This window comes from Pseudarthrobacter sp. HLT1-7 (assembly GCF_059383435.1).
The window spans coordinates 244,427-259,206 of sequence record NZ_JBWZCH010000003.1 but is presented as its reverse complement, the minus strand read 5'-3'; the positions used below and the strand labels follow the sequence as shown (position 1 = coordinate 259,206).

Sequence of the window (14,780 nt, the reverse complement as noted above, 5' to 3'; positions counted from 1 at the left end):
GGCTAGAAGTCGCCGCCCCCGCCGCCGTCGCCGCCCCAACCGCCTCCCGAGTCGCCGCCGCCCCAACCTCCGCCGGAATCTCCGCCGCCGCCTCCCCAGCCTCCGCCGCCGCCGCCGTTCAGGATGGAATTGATCAGGATGCCGCCAAGAATGGCGCCGCCCAGACCGCCGCCTCCGCCGCCGCCGAACATCCCGCCGCGGCCGTAGCCCTGGTTGGCGGCGCCGTCGAACTGGTCCACGTCGGACTGTGCCAGCTGGGCCGCCTGGGCCGCCAGCGAGTGGGCCTGCTGGGCGTACTGCAGCGCAGTGACGGGGTCGGCGCGGGAGACGGACAGGGCATAGTCCAGGTTCCGCTGGGCCTCGGCAAGCCGGGTGCGGGCCTCGGTGCCAACTCCGCCGCGTCGGGCGGTGATGTAATCGGAGGTCGCGCTGATCTGCGCCTGGGCCGACATGATGCTCTGCTGAAGCGAGGCCTGCGCGCGGCGGGACTGTTCCTGCTGGTCCCGGATCCCGGTGAGGGAAGTGTCCAGCGACTGACGCGCCGTTTCGACGCGCCCCAGGGTGGCGATCGGATCGATCTTTCCGCCCTGGATCTCTGCTTTGACCTGGGCCAGGGCTGCTTCCACACCGGCGACCGGACCCGCCAGCTCAGGGTGCGCCCCGGACTGGATCATGGCCCTGGCCTGCGCGAGGTCCTGCGAGACGTCCGCGACGGCGGACTCGAGTCCGTTTCGTGCCTCACCCAGGGCGCCGCCGACCTTGGTAATTGCGCCGAGGAGGACGTTCGTCTGATGCAGGCTCTCTTCCGCGGCCCGGACCGCGACGGCCGCGAGGCCGCCCTCCCCGGCGCTGAGCTTCTCCTGAGCCGTCACGGAGGCGTTCTGCACAAATGCCAGCCGCTCCTTGGCCTGGCCGATGTTGTCGGCCACCTGGACAAGGGCGCTCTCGGCGTACTTGGCGCGCAGCTCAGTGAGGGACTGTTCGGCGCTGGCGATCCCGGCCGCGGTCTCCTGGGCTCCGGCAGTCACGGCGGCGAGCGCCTCGGGGGCGTTTTTTTCGAGCTCACGGAGCGAATCGAAGTCCGACTTCTGCTCCCGCAGGGAGGCGAGCGCGGCCTCGGACCGGCGGATGATTTCGCCGAGCCAGGTCCGCTGCTGCTCCTCGGTGTCCGGGATATGGTCATCGAGCTGCTGCTGCAGTTTGAACGACTCGGACATATGGCCCTTGGCTTCCTGCAGGGCTTTTGTGAAGTTTCCGACGGCGGCATCCCCGTATTGCGCCTGGGCGAAACCGAGCTCCTGCTCGCTGGACTTGATTGAATCGTCCGCCTCGATCAGCAGCGAGCCGGTCTTGCGACGAAGTTCTTCAACTGTGAACCCGGCAAGCGGGTCAAGCTCGGCACCCTGCGGGCCGGAGCCGGCGCCTGCGGCCTGCCCGGCCTTCTTCCGGCGGTTGCGGAAATAGAGGTACGCACCCGCGCCGCCCGCCGCGACGACGCCGGCGCCGACCAGGACGGCGCTCCCTGCGCCGGCCCCGGATGGCACGTTGCCGGCCCCGCCGCCGGCCGCATCGCCGATGGCCGCGGCCGTGTCAATGGCAGCCTGGGCGTAGTCACCGTTTCGCAGCTGCGGATCCACTGCGGTCTTCTCAATGTTGGCGCGCTGGGTATTGGTGATCTTGCTGTTGGACGGCTTGCTCAGCAGGTACTGCTTGGCGTCCGTGGCGACCGTGAGCAACATTGCATTCGGACCCAGGCTTGCCTTACCAGCCACCGCTGCAGCCCAGGCCGCCCGGTCGGCAGGGTTCTCGAACTTCTTCACGTAAACGACGTGGAAAGTCATGGCACGGTCGGCGCCGAGCTTTTTGATTGCCTGTTCGACGTCGCCCTTGCGGTCGCCGAGAACCCCTGCGGAGTCAACAATCTTCGTGGCGGGGTCAAGGTTTACCGGATCTTCGGCCAGGGCCGGAGCGGCGGGAACTGCCAGCAGTCCGGCCACGCCAAGAACAGTGAGGTAACGCTTTAACTTAGACCGCATGTGCAACCCTTCAGCACTTCTGCGACCAGTTCGGCCGAACCAGTCGTCACAGAATGCAGCAGCGCCCCAACGCAAAAGTAAAGCCGCAGGTCGCTGTGGCGATTCCATTTGATTCTATGGTGCACCCAGTTGGCCGTCCACCGAGGGGAATATGCCACCAGCGAAAAGCGCTGAATCGTTCAAAGTGCGCCGCCGGGGGCGCCGGTCCCGGCGTTCAGGAACCTCCCAGCTAATGTCCGCTCTAGTATCAGTGTGAGCGTCCATAGTTAATGCGGACAAGGATGAAAGGAAGTCTGATGACTGAGAACCCAGCGCAGGGCGCCACACCGGAGCCATCAACGCCGAACCGCGAGGCCTCGACGCCGGATGAGGTCACTTCGGGGAACACCCGGGCTGTTCCCGCGCCGGACTCAATGCAGGAGAACCCGACCCTCCGGATGGACCGGTCCGCGGACACCCCGCAGCCGCACTACCCGCAGCATCAGCCGTCCTACGGCCGGCCTCCCGCTCCCCAGCCCCAGGCTCCCCAGCCCCAGAATGAGGCGCCTCACACCGGTGCGCCCCAGATGGGGAAGCCCGGCCCGGAGCACACCGCCGCGTACGGCCAGGGCACCGGCTATTCAGCCTTCAGCCAGTCGCAAAGCCCCGGCGGCCAGCCGCAGCACGCCCAGGCACCGTTCGGCTCCTACCCGGGCAACCAGCCGCCGTCGGGTTCGCCGTACGCCACTAATCCGGCCCACGCACCCAAGCGCAAGGCGGCGTTCGGGGTCCCCACCCTCGTGGCCAGCATCCTGGCCGCCGGCCTGATCGGTGGCGGCGTGGTCGCAGGGACAACCCAGCTGCTGGGCGAGAGCCCCATCACATCCACGGGATCCAGTAACAGCACCCAGGCCGGCCCTGTGATCGTGAACAACAAGGACGACGTCAACGCCATCACGGCGGCGGCCGTGAAAGCCAGCCCCAGTGTGGTAACCATCAAGGCCACCAGCGGCAGCGAGGGCGGCACCGGCTCCGGCATCATCCTGGACGGCGAGGGCCATGTCCTCACCAACACCCACGTCGTAACCCTCGACGGTAAGGCGGCCAGTGCCGCGATCGAGGTCCGGACCAATGACGGAAAGGTTTACAGCGCGAAGATCGTCGGCACTGATCCGCTGTCCGACCTCGCCGTCGTCAAGATCGACAACCCCTCCGGCCTCATCCCCGCCACACTCGGCGATTCGGGCAAACTCAACGTCGGGGACACCGCCGTCGCGATCGGATCGCCGCTTGGCCTCACGGGAACCGTGACGGACGGCATCGTGTCGACGCTCAACCGCACCATCAGCGTCGCGTCGTCCGCGGCTCCCAAGGAAGGGGCCGACAACTCCCAGGGCGGCGACCAGGGCTTCCAGTTCGCGCCTCCCGGCGGCGGGCAAGGCCAGAGCACAGCGAACCAGGGATCAATTTCGATCAATGTGATCCAGACGGACGCGGCCATCAACCCCGGCAACTCCGGCGGCGCCCTGGTGAACACCAAGGGCGAAATCATCGGCGTCAACGTCGCCATCGCGTCGGCCGGGGGTGACGCCGCGAGCAGCGGCAACATTGGCGTCGGCTTCAGCATCCCGATTAACAACGCCAAGCGCGTCGCCCAGGAGATCATCAAAAATGGCAAGGCAAGCCATGGCCAGTTTGGCGTCAGCGTGAAGCCCAAGACTGCGGGTTCCTCGGCCTCCGCCTTCTCGGTGGGAGCGGAAGTCGCCACCGTGGAATCCGGCTCCGCCGCGGACAAGGCCGGCCTTAGGGTTGGCGACGTTGTCACGAAGTTCCAGGACCTGCAGATCAGCGATCCGAACCAGCTCACCGCTGCAGTGCGCGAGCAGGCCGCCGGAGCAACGGTCAAGGTCACGGTCCTCCGGGGCGGGCAGCAGAAGGAACTCGACGTGACCCTCGGCGCAGCAGCCGACCAGTAACAGCCGACCAGTAACAGCCGGGCGGGACCCGAACAGCTGGACCCGAACAGCGGGGCCCAAGCTGCAGAGCCCGGGCAGCAACCCCCGAAGGCCGGGCGGCAGCACGTGCCGCCCGGCCTTCGGCCGTCAGCGAAGTCCCCCCGCGCCGGGTCCCGCAATATGGTTAGCTAGGAACAGCCCGGCATCCCGGGTGCTCCATGGCCACGACCCGCCCGGCTGGCTGCCCACCCGCATGGAAGGCTGCTGTACTCACAGTGGAAAAGACTTTGAAGATCATCGTGCTGGTCAAGCACGTCCCTGACGCTCAGTTCGACCGGCACCTTACCGGCGCGGGCCACACCACTGAACGCGCCGAAAGCATCCTGTCCGAGCTGGACGAATATGCCCTCGAAGCCGCTCTGCAGCTCAGCGAGGCCCGTGGCGGGGAGGCGGCCGGCAACAAGGTGATCGCCCTGAGCATGGGCCCCGCCGGTGCTGTCAACGCGGTGAAAAAGTCTCTGCAGATCGGTGCGACCGAGGGTGTCCACCTCACGGACGAGGCGCTCGCCGGTTCCGATGCCGCGGCGACGTCCCTGGCCCTGGCGGCGGCCATCCGCCATCTCAGCGCGGACATCCCCGCGGACCTCATCCTGACGGGCATGGCCTCCACCGACGGGGAGACCTCGCTGGTTCCGGCCCAGCTCGCCGAGCGTCTGGATCTTCCGCAGGTGACCTTCGCCTCCTCGCTGGTGCTCGACGGCGCCAGGCTCACCGTCCGCCGCGACGGCGACGCACACGCCGATACTGTCGAGGCGACGCTGCCTGCCGTCGTCTCGGTCACGGACCAGATCAACGACCCCCGGTACCCGAACTTCAAGGGCATCATGGCGGCAAAGAAGAAGACCATCACCACCCTGACCCTGGTGGATATCGGCGTCGACCCCGCGCAGGTGGGACGGTCCGGGTCCTGGACCGCCGTCGAATCCGCGGAGCCACGCCCGGCGCGTACCGCCGGCACCATCATCACCGACGACGGCGACGCCGGCATCCAGCTGGTCGAGTTCCTGGCCGCCCAGAAGCTGCTTTAAGGGGATTTGCATGGCAAAAGTACTGGTATTCATTGACAACCCAGGCCTGGCCCTCAAAAAGGCCAGCCTTGAGCTGCTTACTATCGCCCGCTCCCTGGGCGAGCCTGTGGTGGCCTTCAACGGCGAACTGCACGATGGGATCGCCGCGGCCCTGGCCGCTTACGGCGCCCAGACGCTGTACTTCCCCTCCGCGACGGACCTCGACGATTACCTCGTGGGTCCCAAGGCGTCCTATCTTGCCGCCGCGGTGCACACTTCCGGTGCCACGGTCGTCTTAACCGAGAACTCGGCGGAAGCGAGGGAAATCGCGGCAAGGCTCGGCATCAAGCTTGGTGCCGGCGTCATCACCGACGTCGTGGCCGTGGACCCGGACGGAACGGCGCACAAATCCGTCCTGGCCGGTTCCTACACCACCACGGCGAGGGCCACCACTGCGGCCGCGGTCCTGACTGTCAAGTCCAACAGCATCACGCCGGAACCCGCAGTCACCGGCACGGCCCCGGCAACCGTCACCGTGGTGGTGCCGGACCCTGCCGCCGCGGCTTCGGCAAGGATCACGGCCCGCAACGAGAAAGCCGCCAGCGGCCGCCCGGACCTGACCGAAGCGCGGATCGTGGTGGCCGGCGGCCGCGGTGTCGACGGCAACTTCGGCCCCGTGGAAGAGCTCGCGGACGCGCTGGGCGCCGCCATCGGTGCCACCCGCGCCGCAACCGACGCAGGCTGGATCGGCCACGACGCGCAGGTGGGCCAGACCGGCAAGACCGTCTCTCCCCGGCTGTATATTTCCGCCGGCATCTCCGGAGCCGTCCAGCAGAAGGCCGGCATGCAGACCGCCGGGCTGATCGTGGCAGTTAATAAGGACGCCGAGTCGCCGATTTTCGAGATCGCCGACTTCGGCATCGTCGGCGACCTCTTCAAAGTCCTCCCGCAGGCCACCGAAGAAATTAAGAAACGCCGGGGCTGAGTCCTTGGACACCTTCGCCACACAGGCGCACAGCCCGTTCGGTCCGGAACATCACCGGATTGAGCGGGTGCTTTGTTTCACCGCCCACCCCGACGACATCGATTTCGGCGCCGCCGGCACCATCGCCGCCTGGACCGCAGCCGGGGTGCAGGTCAGCTACTGCATCATGACAGACGGGGACGCGGGCGGCTTCGACCCTGACAAACGGGAGGAAGTCAGCGGCCTGCGGAATGAGGAACAGCGCCGCGCCGCCGCTCTGGTGGGCGTCACGGACATCCACTACCTCCATCAGCGTGACGGCTACCTTGAGCCCTCGCACGAGGTGATCCGCGAGGTGGTGCGGCTGATCCGTCAGCTCCGGCCCGACGTGGTGCTCTCGATGCACCCGGAACGGAACTGGACCCGGATCCAGAAGAGTCACCCGGACCATCTGGCGGTGGGCGAGGCCGTGACCCGGGCGGTGTATCCGGCGTTGGAGAATCCTTTCGCCTATCCGGAGCTGGCCGAAGCCGGGCTGGAGGCTTACAAGCTGCCGTATCTGTGGCTCTTCGCCGGGCCGGAGGAACGCGAAAACCACTTCGTCGACGTCACCGGGCAGGTTGACAGCAAACTCGCCGCGATCCACGTCCACGCCAGCCAACACCCCGACGTCGACGCCATGGACCGCACCGTCCGGACGCTGATGCTCCGGACCGCGGAACGCGGCGGACTCCCGGCCGGCCACAGCGCCGAGGTATTTCACGTCGTAACAGTCAACGGCCCGGGGACCATCGCCGGTTTCTAGTGTTGCCCCCTGCTGTCCGCTCCCATAAGCTGGCCTCTGTTTAAATCATATTTAATTGAGGAAGGCAGACTTTAATGGCGAAGACTGCGCAGCACCCCGTCCTGGTCATCATGGGCGTCTCGGGATCAGGAAAGTCAACTGTGGCCGGTCTGCTGGCCGGCCGGCTGGGCTGGGATTTTGTGGAAGGCGATGATCTGCACCCCGCATCAAATGTTACGAAGATGCACGCCGGCCGGGCCCTGACCGACGAGGACCGCTGGCCCTGGCTGGAAATCATCGCCGGGTGGATCCGGAGGCACACCGGGTCCGGTGTCCCCGGCGTCGTAACGTGCTCGGCGCTGAAGAAGCGCTACCGGGATGTCCTTCGCAGCGAAGGCGTGGTGTTCGTGTTCCTTGACGGCAACAGGGACCGGATCTCGGACCGGCTGGCATCCCGGCACGGTCACTTCATGCCACCGGCCCTGCTCGAGTCCCAGTTTGAGGCGCTCGAGGCGCCCACGGAGGACGAAAACGCCATCACCGTTCGCGTCGGAGCGACGCCCGCGGAAGAAGCCCAGGAAATCATCGACCGGCTGCAGCTCCTTTCTGCCGACGCCGGCAGGCCCTGAGCGGCGCAGCCAGCCCCCAGACCAGCCATCCATTTGTCACCATTCAAGGAACTCGTTGTGAAATTTCTGATAGCCACCCAGCTTCCGGCTGCCGTCGAGGCCTGGACTGGCTTCGACACCCGCCTTATGGTGGTCGCGGCCCTCGGCATCGCCGTCATTGTGGTGCTGATCACCAAGTTCAAGCTCCACCCCTTCATCGCGCTCATTCTTGGCTCGGCCTTCGTTGGCCTTGCCTCCGGCGTGGAACCGGCCCTGGTCATCAAAAACTTCGAAGACGGAGTTGGCGGCGTCCTGAAGGAAGTGGGCCTGCTGATAGCCCTTGGAGCCATGCTCGGCAAGCTGCTGGCGGATTCCGGCGGAGCCAACCGGGTGGTGGACACACTGCTGGCCAAGGCCACAGGGAACAAACTGGTCTGGTCCATCACGCTCGTCGCGGTCATCATAGGCCTTCCGATGTTCTTCGAAATCGGACTGGTGCTTCTCTTGCCCGTCATCGTCCTGGTGACACAGCGCTCCAAAATGCCGCTCATGCGGATTGCCATCCCGGCGCTGGCCGGCCTCTCTGTGCTGCACGGACTTGTGCCGCCGCACCCGGGACCCCTGATCGCGATCAGCGCCGTCAAGGCAGAGCTCGGCACCACGCTGGCACTGGGCCTCGTCGTCGCCATCCCCACGGTCATCATCTGCGGCCCGCTGTTTTCCCGGCTGGCCGCCAAATGGGTGCCCGTCGGCGCCCCCGGTATTGCGGGCGGCATCGACACCCGGCACGGCGCCGACATGGAGGGCGTCAAACGCCAGCCGAGCTTCCTCATCACCCTGCTGACCATCATTTTCCCGGTGGTGCTCATGCTCCTCAAGGCCGTCGCGGACATCATCTGGCCCGACGCCGCGACAGCGCCGTGGATCCGGACCTTCGTCGATTTCGTCGGCCAGCCCCTTGTCGCCATGACCCTGGCCGTGCTGCTGGCGATCTTCACGTTCGGCTACGCCGTGGGGTTCACGGGCAACAAGATCACTGCCAAGATCGGTGCAAGCCTGGGTCCCATCGCCGGGATTATGCTGATCGTGGGCGCGGGCGGCGGCTTCAAACAGACCCTGATCGGCGCCGGCGTCGGCGATGCCGTGAAGAAATGGGCCGAAGGCACCAACATGTCCGTCCTCGTGTTGGGCTTCATCGTGGCCGTCGCGCTGCGCCTGGCGACGGGCTCTGCCACCGTGGCGACGGTAACGGCCGCCGGAATCGTCGCACCGCTGGCCAGCTCGCTCACTCCGACGCACGCGGCGTTGCTGGCCCTTGCGATCGGCGCCGGCTCGCTGTTCCTCTCGCACGTCAACGACGCCGGGTTCTGGTTGGTCAAGGAACTCTTCGGACTTACCGTTGGCCAGACCTTCAAGACCTGGTCCGTGATGGAGACCCTGATCTCCCTGGTCAGCTTCGGCATCATCATGCTGCTCTCGCTCATCATCTAGCCGGTTTGGCCGCCAGCATCAGTTCTCGCCTTAAACTACAAGCCGCGCAGGCCTTTACCCTCTGAAGGTTCAAGGCATGCGCGGCTCTGTTGGCGGATGGTCCCCGCGCTATGCGCCCAGCGGGGCTGCGGCCACGGTGGGCAGTGTCGGCGAAATCGAGCCGCCGGCCGGTTCCACCGTGATGCCCAGAGCCGCGGCGGAACTGATGCCCTTGACGACGGCGGGCTTGGACAGCGCTTCGGCGTCCATCAGTCCCTGCGACACCGGTGCCGAGCCATCCCTGGGGATCAGCCACATCTGGTAGACCTTGCCCGCCGGCGGAGCCGGGACGTTGTTCATCCTGACCACTATGGCATCCCTCGAGCTGGAGACGGACACAGTGGCCGTACCGCCGCCGGCGACGTCGACGGTCGCCTGCCGTACGTCCCCTGCCTGCATCACCTGGTTGAGAGGGTCGTTCTGGTTTGCCATGTACGCCCCGACGCCCACTCCGCCGAAGGCGATCACGGCTGCGGCTGCGGCGCCGACCAGCCAGTTGCGCATGCCCTGCGGCCTGCGTCGCCCTTCGCGGCGCCGGCGGGCGGCGCCGAGCTCATCGGCGACGGGCAGTTCGGAAGATTCCCGGACGGGCCGGGCCATGACTGGCGGAACCGTTGCGGGCGCCTGGCCCGGGTGGCCTCCGGGCACCCGGCCGGAGGCCTGGGCCGGAAGGGATACCATGATCCGGTCCAGCAGGCCGGCGGGCGGTTCGTCCTCGGCAGTGAAACTTATGGCGAGCGTCTCCCGGGCCTGGCGGACGCGTTCGTTGAAGGCATTCCGCTCCGCCGGAGGGGCTGAGGCGACGTAGTCCTCAATGGCGGTGCGTTCGGCGTCGTCGACGGCGTTTAGCGCGAAGACCTCGGCGAGGTCAACCGCGCGGCCGGAGGCGAGGTCAGTGTCGATCTCGGCTGCAAAGCCGCCGGGGACGCGGCCGTTGTTCTGTGCATTCATGTCGGTCATCTCAAATCACCCCCAGGCAGGACTTCAATCGGATCAGTCCATCGCGGATGCGGGACTTGATGGTGGGTACCGCAGCACTGAGTTTCTCTGCGACTTCCCGGTAGGTGAGGCCGCCGTAGTAGGCGAGCCGGACGGATTCCTGCTGCGTGTCGGTCAGCGTATCCAGGCAGCGGACAACGGCCTCGGCCTCGAGCCGGCTGCCCACCGCATCGGCAACCGAATCGTGGTCGATTTCCTGGCTGCTGGCGCCGTATTTCGCTTCCCGGTCGGTGGAGGACTGGGAGGAGCGGACCTTGTCCACAGCGCGGCGGTGCGAGATTGTCATGAGCCACGCGAGCGGGGTTCCGGCCGCGGGATTGAACTTGGAGGCGTTCTGCCATACCTGGAGAAAAACTTCCTGGGCGGTGTCCTCGCTGAGTTCCACATCGATCAGGACGCGCCGGGCCATGCCGAATACACGCCGGGAGGTGAGCTCATAGAACTCTGCAAAGGCGGCCTGGTCACCGAGGGCGACCTGTTCCAGCAGCGCGCCAAGCCGGCGGTTCACGTCGGCTGGAGTGCCCGGGGGAGCAGTGGCCTCGGGGTTTGGGGCGTTTGGAGTTTCCATCACCTTCAAGCATAAGGTGCCCGCCGCCGATCGTGGGCCAGGGTGGGTTTGTCTTCTGCCGTGGCCGACCGCAATCCGGTGGGCCGGACGTCTGTCTAACTGCGCTGATATCACCTGCCGATCCTCGCTCCCTTTCCTGCTCTGGGCCCCGTGGCCTAACCGGGCTTCAGAAGTGATTCGGGACAGCGGTGGTGGCGGATGGGCGAACAACGGAAATAGTTGCGCCGGCTAGTGCTTGGCTCCGGCGAACCCGTTCTGTCGCCATGCCTCATAGACGGCGATGGATGCCGCGTTGGCCAGGTTCAGGGACCGCAGCGCCGGCAGCATTGGCAGGCGGACGCGTGAGGTCACATGGGGGTCGTGCTTGATCTCCTCGGGCAGGCCGGCCGATTCGGGGCCGAACAGCAGCACATCCCCGGGACGGTAGCTGATATCGGTGTAGGAAGCCTCGCCGTCAGAGGTGAAGGCGAAGACACGCTCCGGTCGCAGCGCCGCCCACGTCGCGCCGATGTCCGGGTGTACGGTGACGACGGCGAGGTCATGGTAGTCGAGGCCGGCCCGGCGGAGTTTGGCATCGGAAAAATCAAAGCCCAGCGGTTCGACCAGGTGCAGTTCGGCGCCGGTAATGGCGGCCAGCCGGATGGCGTTGCCCGTGTTGCCGGGAATTTCAGGGGTGTGGAAGAGGATGCGGAACACGCTCCCATCCTAGCGAGCCGCCGTCGTCGTCAAAGCCGCGGTGGAACCGCGGCCGTCGGCGCTTCTAGTGCATCCCGCGCAGCAGCCGGGCGAGCACCGGGATGTTGACGGTGTTTGGGGCCGGGCCGGAGCCCAGGAACTGCTTGAGCCCGCGTGCCAGGCCGGCGGCGTTGACCACCTGGACCAGACCGTGGCTGGTGCTGTCCCGTAAAGGACTTCGGCGGTGGTGGTCGATGACGGGCTCGTGCAGGTTGCCGTCCGTGCTGTGCACCACGGTCCAGCCGGTGACGTTGAGTTCCGGGAAGATGTCCTGCATCCGGCGCACCACCTGGGCCAGCTGGGGCGGGGAGATGGACCGGCCGCCGTGGGTCAGGGTGCTGCCGTTCCAGGCATAGGCGCCCGGCGGCAGCAACATTGAGCCGATGATCGCCATCCGGTAGCCGGACAGCAGAACATGGTCGATGTGGTTGCTGTCGGCGGGGGACTGCAGGCCGTTGACCAGCCGTGCGGCCGGGATTGCGGGGAGGATCTGGCGGCTGATCAGCTGAACGGTCCGCATTTCCCGCTGGATCCTCGCTTCGGCCCCGAAGATGCCACGCTTGCGCGGCATGCCGTGGACCTGCTGGCGGGCCAGTTCCGCCGGAATCAGCGGCACCCCGCCGGCCTGCGCCACCTCCTCGAAAGACGGGACGTAGACGGGGGCATCTGCGGACGTGTTGCGTGGCGTGTTGGGGTGGCGGATAGTGGCCGAGGCCCGGCTTCCGGCCGCCGGGGCGTCAAAATGGGCTCCCTCTCCGGCCGGGCCCGCGCTGAAGTCGCGGGATCCGCTGCCATAGGACCTGTCGTAGTCGGCGCGGCGCTTCGCATTGATGAGTGTCTCATACGCAAGGGTCACCTGCCGGAAGGTCGCAGGGTCGCCGCCGTGGTCCGGGTGCGAGCCGCGGGCGGCCTTGCGGTAGGCCACCTTGATTTCCTTGTCCGTCGCCGTCACGGGGATCCGGAGGACCTGGTAATGCGAGCTGTTGCCCTGCGTCAAGCAAGAATCCTTTGCATTGATACTGCCGGTTGATCGCTCCGGTCCATTCTGGCTGTCCGGCTTGGCCAGTTTAACCGGATAGGGGAACAACGACCGCGCGGGCAGTGATGGTTCCCGGCTGCTGGCATAATTCACGCCATGATTATCGCCGTCGCCGTCAACCCGCGGGCAGCCTTTGGCCGCGGGCAGCATGCCGGCCGGGAGGCGACGGACTGCTTCCGCGCCAGCGGGGCCGAGGTGGTGCTCCTGTGCGAGGACAGCTACTCAGAACTCGCCGACGCAGTGGACACGGTCCTGGCATCCGGGGTGGACGCCCTGGTTGTGGTGGGCGGCGACGGCATGGTCCACCTCGGCATCAATGCGCTGGCCGGTTTGGGCGCCCCGTACGGCTCGGTCCCGCTGGGTGTTGTTCCCACCGGCACCGGGAACGATATGGCCCGCGCGCTCGGCCTCCCGCGGCACAACATCCCCGCAGCCTGTGATCGACTGCTTGCGGCCCTGGTGTCCGGCGGCCGGCTGATCGACGTAGGGCGGGTCAGCTCCGGCGGGGTGTCCTGCTGGTTCGCCGGCGTGGTCTCGGCGGGGTTCGACGCCGCCGTCAACGAACGTGCCAACGCCTGGCGCTGGCCGCGGGGCAAGGCCCGCTACAACCTCGCCATGCTCCGCGAACTGGCCTCCTTCCGCGCGATCAACTACACCGTGACGGCCGACGGCGAGCGCTGGCAGCAGGGCGCAATGCTCATCTCGGTGGCCAACGGGCAGTCGATTGGCGGCGGCATGAAGGTCACCCCGGATGCCGTGCTCGACGACGGTTACCTGGACCTGTTCATCGTGGGGCCGCTTTCCAGGCTTGGCTTCCTGGCGGTCTTCCCTAAGGTGTTCTCCGGCGGCCACACCGGACATCCCGCGGTGCACATCCGCCGGGTCCGCAGGGTGGAACTGGCCGCGGAAAACGTTGTGGCCTATGCCGACGGCGAGCGGGTCGGGGCGTTGCCGCTCACCATCGAAGTGGTTCCGGGGGCCGTCCGCGTCCTGGCGTAGTCGGGCCCGGGGCCAGCATCGACATCTGCGGACCCCGGACCGGTACGACCACCTCGCGTGCTCTGCCGGCGATCCTGGACGCGTCCGGCGCCGTTTCTCCACGTCTAAAAAGGGCGACGTCGTGGACGGCACACGCAGTGTCCGGGTAAAACCGCTCAGGTGTGGGTGTTGATCCTCAGAAGATCGCCCAGCCGTACACGCTCACCCAGCACTTCGCCGTCGGCTCGCGGACCCCCGGGTCCAAACCGGATGCGTACTTCGATCCGAACGCTGAGGACATTCTGTCTCAGTTCTTCCTTGCCGCCGACCTGGGGGCCTGCCCATCACACAGATGTATCTGTGGGTGACGGAGCAGTCAGCCGCAGCCCCATCGAAATCCTGAAAGAGCACGGCTACCAGCTCCGTCGTGCCGATCCGCACCCTTAACCGGTGGATGTCCATGTGTCGCAATGGCGAACGGTTCCGCTTCCGGGGCGCAGGCCGCATTCGGACCTGGGCCGACGCGGACTTCCGCGGGACCCGAGCTATTCGACGGTCCGGGCGCTGGTCACCGGCATCGACCCCGGCCTCCGGACACTGGCCCACGACGGCGCCGCTGCGTACCGGAACACGTTTGAGCTGGTCTACCGGTGCACCGCCAGCCGCCCGAACGAGCAGTGGCAGGCCGGCCACACCCTCCTCGACATCGAAGCCATCGACGAGAAAGGCCAAGCCGCGCGGCCGTGGCTGATCGTCGTGCTCGACGACTACTCCCGGGTACCGTTCCAGCCTGACGTAGGGCTACGGGGCGGAAGGAAAACCAAGGTGGGCGACCTCTGCAAGGAGCTTGGTCTCAGACAGCAAACGATCTAGCGCCGCGTCTCCCCTTTCGGAGATCTGCGGGCGATGGCGCGAAAGTCATCGCGAAGCGATAGTCGTCATTCGCCCCGAAATGAGCCCAGTTCCTCGGCAGCGATCGGTGCGGCCGATGGCTTGGTGGCAGCGTGCCGCACGAACCTGTAGGTGAAGAGCATGGCTACGAGGCCGGCGACGAACGTCATGATCCCTGTCGCCTCGTAAAAGAGCTGTCCAGCTTCTGGTGACCAGAGGTGGAAAACAGTATTGATCACTTCAGCGTCGCTTCCGGGGAGATAGGTCGTGTTGTCCAGGCCAGCGGCCTTCAAGACATGGTCGAGAAAACCATCGGCGATACCGAAGTAGAAGAACACCACTCCGGTATAGCCCGCGTAAACCCAGGAAGGCAATCGGCTTGAGCCCCGGCTGTACCACCACATCAGCAGTATGGGGATGGCCAGTAGTGCGACTGCCGGGACGAGCAATTCGGGGCCCAGCCGGTATACGTGGTGGATCGACGTCACGAGAACCATGATCTCGGTCGGAATAAGTGCTCGAAGTATGCTTCTGTCTTTCAGTAGTGATTGCATGATGTTCCTTCTGGTTGGGGTGGTAAATTTTCAGCGACCGCGACCAAAACAAGAATCATCCCGAGGCCGCCGACCTTACGCAGCAATCCGTGC

General features: G+C 66.4%; 14 protein-coding genes. 8 read left to right on the top strand and 6 right to left on the bottom strand.

The features are described 5' to 3' along the window. Positions 1-2: 2 nt before the first annotated feature. Positions 3-2,036 (bottom strand): TPM domain-containing protein, encoded by a 2,034-nt coding sequence (locus AC50X6_RS04850; protein ID WP_494965125.1) that lies wholly within the window; start codon positions 2,034-2,036, stop codon positions 3-5. 296 nt (positions 2,037-2,332) lie between these two features. Here AC50X6_RS04850 and AC50X6_RS04845 point away from each other — a divergent pair, with 296 nt between their 5' ends. From AC50X6_RS04845 to AC50X6_RS04820, 6 genes are all read left to right on the top strand, one after another. After that, positions 2,333-3,991 (top strand): S1C family serine protease, encoded by a 1,659-nt coding sequence (locus AC50X6_RS04845; protein ID WP_494965124.1) that lies wholly within the window; start codon positions 2,333-2,335, stop codon positions 3,989-3,991. 254 nt (positions 3,992-4,245) lie between these two features. Further along, the gene (locus tag AC50X6_RS04840; protein WP_494965123.1) at positions 4,246-5,058 is read left to right on the top strand and encodes an electron transfer flavoprotein subunit beta/FixA family protein; all 813 of its coding nucleotides are present in this window, start codon (positions 4,246-4,248) and stop codon (positions 5,056-5,058) included. Positions 5,059-5,068: 10 nt separating this feature from the next. Then, positions 5,069-6,022 (top strand): electron transfer flavoprotein subunit alpha/FixB family protein, encoded by a 954-nt coding sequence (locus AC50X6_RS04835; protein ID WP_494965122.1) that lies wholly within the window; start codon positions 5,069-5,071, stop codon positions 6,020-6,022. Between the two features lie 4 nt (positions 6,023-6,026). Then, on the top strand, positions 6,027-6,806 hold the full coding sequence (locus tag AC50X6_RS04830; protein WP_494965121.1) for a PIG-L deacetylase family protein: 780 nt from the start codon (positions 6,027-6,029) through the stop codon (positions 6,804-6,806). 74 nt (positions 6,807-6,880) lie between these two features. After that, positions 6,881-7,414, top strand: coding sequence for a gluconokinase (locus tag AC50X6_RS04825; protein ID WP_494965120.1), 534 nt, complete (start codon positions 6,881-6,883; stop codon positions 7,412-7,414). Positions 7,415-7,540: 126 nt separating this feature from the next. Further along, positions 7,541-8,884: a GntT/GntP/DsdX family permease gene (locus AC50X6_RS04820; RefSeq protein WP_494965149.1), complete on the top strand. Its 1,344-nt coding sequence runs from the start codon at positions 7,541-7,543 to the stop codon at positions 8,882-8,884. A 108-nt stretch (positions 8,885-8,992) separates the two neighbouring features. On the opposite strand, the gene AC50X6_RS04815 is transcribed toward AC50X6_RS04820, so the two are convergent. From AC50X6_RS04815 to AC50X6_RS04800, 4 genes are all read right to left on the bottom strand, one after another. Beyond that, on the bottom strand, positions 8,993-9,874 hold the full coding sequence (locus tag AC50X6_RS04815; RefSeq protein ID WP_494965119.1) for an anti-sigma factor: 882 nt from the start codon (positions 9,872-9,874) through the stop codon (positions 8,993-8,995). A 10-nt stretch (positions 9,875-9,884) separates the two neighbouring features. After that, a complete protein-coding gene (gene sigK / locus AC50X6_RS04810) occupies positions 9,885-10,490 on the bottom strand; it encodes an ECF RNA polymerase sigma factor SigK (protein WP_494965118.1) in 606 nt (201 codons plus the stop codon). Positions 10,491-10,718: 228 nt separating this feature from the next. Continuing rightward, positions 10,719-11,186, bottom strand: a complete 468-nt coding sequence (locus AC50X6_RS04805; RefSeq protein ID WP_494965117.1) for a tRNA (cytidine(34)-2'-O)-methyltransferase — start codon at positions 11,184-11,186, stop codon at positions 10,719-10,721. Between the two features lie 64 nt (positions 11,187-11,250). Next, positions 11,251-12,222 carry a J domain-containing protein gene (locus AC50X6_RS04800; RefSeq protein ID WP_494965116.1) on the bottom strand — a complete coding sequence of 324 codons (972 nt, stop codon included), beginning with the start codon at positions 12,220-12,222 and terminating at the stop codon, positions 11,251-11,253. 138 nt (positions 12,223-12,360) lie between these two features. Here AC50X6_RS04800 and AC50X6_RS04795 point away from each other — a divergent pair, with 138 nt between their 5' ends. Both AC50X6_RS04795 and AC50X6_RS04790 read left to right on the top strand, forming a co-directional pair. Next, a complete protein-coding gene (locus tag AC50X6_RS04795; protein WP_494965115.1) occupies positions 12,361-13,263 on the top strand; it encodes a diacylglycerol/lipid kinase family protein in 903 nt (300 codons plus the stop codon). A gap of 441 nt (positions 13,264-13,704) precedes the next feature. After that, complete coding sequence (locus tag AC50X6_RS04790) at positions 13,705-14,115, top strand: hypothetical protein (protein ID WP_494965114.1); 411 nt, start codon at positions 13,705-13,707, stop codon at positions 14,113-14,115. 65 nt (positions 14,116-14,180) lie between these two features. On the opposite strand, the gene AC50X6_RS04785 is transcribed toward AC50X6_RS04790, so the two are convergent. Beyond that, on the bottom strand, positions 14,181-14,687 hold the full coding sequence (locus tag AC50X6_RS04785; RefSeq protein ID WP_494965113.1) for a hypothetical protein: 507 nt from the start codon (positions 14,685-14,687) through the stop codon (positions 14,181-14,183). Positions 14,688-14,780: the final 93 nt, after the last annotated feature.

Coding starts and splice junctions, on each gene's coding strand:
- AC50X6_RS04785 (WP_494965113.1), bottom strand. CDS start 14,687: ATGCAATCACTACTGAAAGACAGAAGCATACTTCGAGCACTTATTCCG.
- AC50X6_RS04820 (WP_494965149.1), top strand. CDS start 7,541: ATGGTGGTCGCGGCCCTCGGCATCGCCGTCATTGTGGTGCTGATCACC.
- AC50X6_RS04850 (WP_494965125.1), bottom strand. CDS start 2,036: ATGCGGTCTAAGTTAAAGCGTTACCTCACTGTTCTTGGCGTGGCCGGA.
- AC50X6_RS04795 (WP_494965115.1), top strand. CDS start 12,361: ATGATTATCGCCGTCGCCGTCAACCCGCGGGCAGCCTTTGGCCGCGGG.
- AC50X6_RS04825 (WP_494965120.1), top strand. CDS start 6,881: ATGGCGAAGACTGCGCAGCACCCCGTCCTGGTCATCATGGGCGTCTCG.
- AC50X6_RS04845 (WP_494965124.1), top strand. CDS start 2,333: ATGACTGAGAACCCAGCGCAGGGCGCCACACCGGAGCCATCAACGCCG.
- AC50X6_RS04815 (WP_494965119.1), bottom strand. CDS start 9,874: ATGAATGCACAGAACAACGGCCGCGTCCCCGGCGGCTTTGCAGCCGAG.
- AC50X6_RS04835 (WP_494965122.1), top strand. CDS start 5,069: ATGGCAAAAGTACTGGTATTCATTGACAACCCAGGCCTGGCCCTCAAA.
- sigK (WP_494965118.1), bottom strand. CDS start 10,490: ATGGAAACTCCAAACGCCCCAAACCCCGAGGCCACTGCTCCCCCGGGC.